The 2,382-nt window shown below is 40.1% G+C and carries 3 protein-coding genes and 1 pseudogene; 2 read left to right on the top strand and 2 right to left on the bottom strand.

Annotated elements, in window-relative coordinates:
- Positions 1-78 precede the first annotated feature (78 nt).
- Positions 79-420: pseudogene (locus tag PG892_RS22030) on the top strand (transposase); the annotation flags it as partial.
- Positions 421-491: 71 nt separating this feature from the next.
- Here PG892_RS22030 and PG892_RS22025 read toward each other — a convergent pair.
- Positions 492-860, bottom strand: coding sequence for a putative zinc-binding protein (locus PG892_RS22025; RefSeq protein WP_050555278.1), 369 nt, complete (start codon positions 858-860; stop codon positions 492-494).
- A gap of 63 nt (positions 861-923) precedes the next feature.
- Positions 924-1,505 (bottom strand): flavin reductase family protein, encoded by a 582-nt coding sequence (locus PG892_RS22020; protein WP_162516531.1) that lies wholly within the window; start codon positions 1,503-1,505, stop codon positions 924-926.
- A gap of 101 nt (positions 1,506-1,606) precedes the next feature.
- Here PG892_RS22020 and PG892_RS22015 point away from each other — a divergent pair, with 101 nt between their 5' ends.
- Complete coding sequence (locus PG892_RS22015) at positions 1,607-2,029, top strand: MarR family winged helix-turn-helix transcriptional regulator (RefSeq protein WP_081999320.1); 423 nt, start codon at positions 1,607-1,609, stop codon at positions 2,027-2,029.
- Positions 2,030-2,382: the final 353 nt, after the last annotated feature.

The raw sequence follows: 2,382 nt of genomic DNA, 5'->3' as shown, positions 1-2,382 counted from the left end.
GGGTATTAGCTGGTCAAGGATGGCGATCATACCTCAGAAGCCGCGCCACGCCTCGCTCATACGAGGGGATGGTTAAGGGCTAAACGACATCTTGCTAACGGGAGTGCCGTGATATCTGATGAGTTATCCCGTTTCAGGGCAGTCAAGGAAGCCAACTGTGAGTACCTGAGTGTCATCACTGGAGGCAACCTGGATTTACTGGAGCATCTTGCGTTCAACTGGGTAAGCACGATAATAGGGAATGTGCAGAACTCGCTGCGGAGCAGTTGCCATACGCTTGGAACCAAGCCTCTACCAAATCATCTGACGGAATGATGCTTCCGATTTAAGCATCGTTTTGGCATCAAGAGCATGCTGGTTGAATTGAACCACACGATAGAGGAAATCCATCTGATGCCATATCGGGAAGATCATGGGTAATCGGATAAGTGGTAGCCCATATCTATAGCCACGTATGAATAATACATACCGATAAATTGAGGATCAACCTCTTATAGAAGAGTTAATAACTGTGCAATTTCAAAAACAAGCCTATCCGCTTCATCAGAATCAAAATCTGTTTTCTGAAGTTTTTTGACTCCATGCTCATTCAATAAGACATGATTTGTAGGAGTGAGATTGTGAATAGCCAAACAACTTTTGACACATTGTAAAGGACATCCATCGATAGCAATGATCGATCTACCAGACTTTGCTATACGGACTAAATGCTTTACGTTTCCACCAACACCTGCAATGCAGGACATTTCTGCATCACCTCGTTTATCTAGCTGAATAGCCATATAGTTTGCCATCTGCGCTGCACTTGAACAACCAGAGCATGAATAAACCAATGGTAAAGAACGTAAACATTCACTCATAAAACATCCTTTAAAAATCATAGTCCCATGAAGATGCCCTTAATAAATAGGGCATCTGCGAAATCAATTATCAAATTTAAAGTTTCTACCAATAGCGCTGGTAATTCCGTGGTAACTCCTGAAATTATAAATCAGAGGGCTCCACAAATCCGCGTCAATAACGTCATCTTTTTTAAGTAAAGATGCATCTGCATGCACATGAGTGGCTCGCAATTCAACGATAGCAAAATTATTGCGCTTTGTTATATGTTCAACTAAACACTCGACCTGAATTAAACATTCTTGGATACGAGATGGTTTAACGGTACAGGACGCCAGCTCTGTAAATCCACCAAGAGCAAATTTATTACCACAATAACTGAAACCTATCTTTTCAGATGGGACAGGATCCTTTCCGGTCAATTTGGCAATAGATTCAATTCTATCCGAAAGGTTGTCTGATGCAACATTCAATACGACTTCTGGACAATTCTCAATGTTTTCGATAGCCTTTGAATTTAGACTGAGGCCGATGACAATATTATTCGAAAGAGACCAACTCGATGATATTGGTGTAATGTTAGTTGTATCAGTATCATCGATGGTACTCAGTAGAATTACGGTGTTTCCCCAATAAAGTGATTTTGGGTGAACTTGCTTATGCATTGCCATCTCCTTTGTAACAGAAACACTACAAATTATATATCACAGTGTGATATAATTGAACTTATTGTATTTCACCTAAGAAGTCAACAACCGAGTAAGCTATGCTAACAAAAGCTCAATTTGAGGCACTTTCTGAGTTTCGCTATCAGTTAAAGCGTTTTCTTCACTTTAGTGAAACTGCGGCCAAGGAGCTCGGGCTCACACCATTACAATATTTATCCCTCCTGCACATTCAAGGATACCCTGGGCGCAACTGGGCAAGCGTGGGTGAACTAGCGGAAAGGCTACAAATGAGTCATCATGCTACCGTAGCTTTACTTACGCGATGTGAGGAGTTGGACCTTGTTGAACGGCGGAAAAATGAAAATGACAAGCGCAAAGTAGATGTGTATTTAACAGACAAAGGGAGAGAATATTTACAGCAATTGGCACAGCAGCATAAAACAGAATTACAATCGCTTCAAAATACTTTCCAAGTAGCACGTATTACAGCACTGAATGAAAACTATGATGCTGACCAGTAAAAAACATTATGTACTAAGAGTATGAGCAAGTGAATTGCTCATACTTAATTACCAGAATACTCTAGGGAAGGTGCTAACAAGTCACTTGGCACAAAAACACACCATTCTAAATTATTGATATTAAATAGCTAAACTTTTTTAGTTTTGGCTCATAGGGTACTTATTCGCACCTTCCCTAATCATGGGTAATCAGGAATTCATTAATTTATTACTTTCATAAAATTAGCTCATGAAACAGCAATAGAGATCAATCATGATAGTAAAAACATCATTATAGCCGACATTCCGCACCTGATTTAGGAATAAATTTGCCGATAGCGCTCACCCAATACCTCCAAAATGATCTGCTGGTC

This window comes from Aeromonas sp. QDB68 (assembly GCF_027707405.1).
Taxonomy (GTDB): Bacteria; Pseudomonadota; Gammaproteobacteria; order Enterobacterales; family Aeromonadaceae; genus Aeromonas; species Aeromonas caviae.
This window is presented reverse-complemented; position numbering and strand designations above follow the sequence as displayed.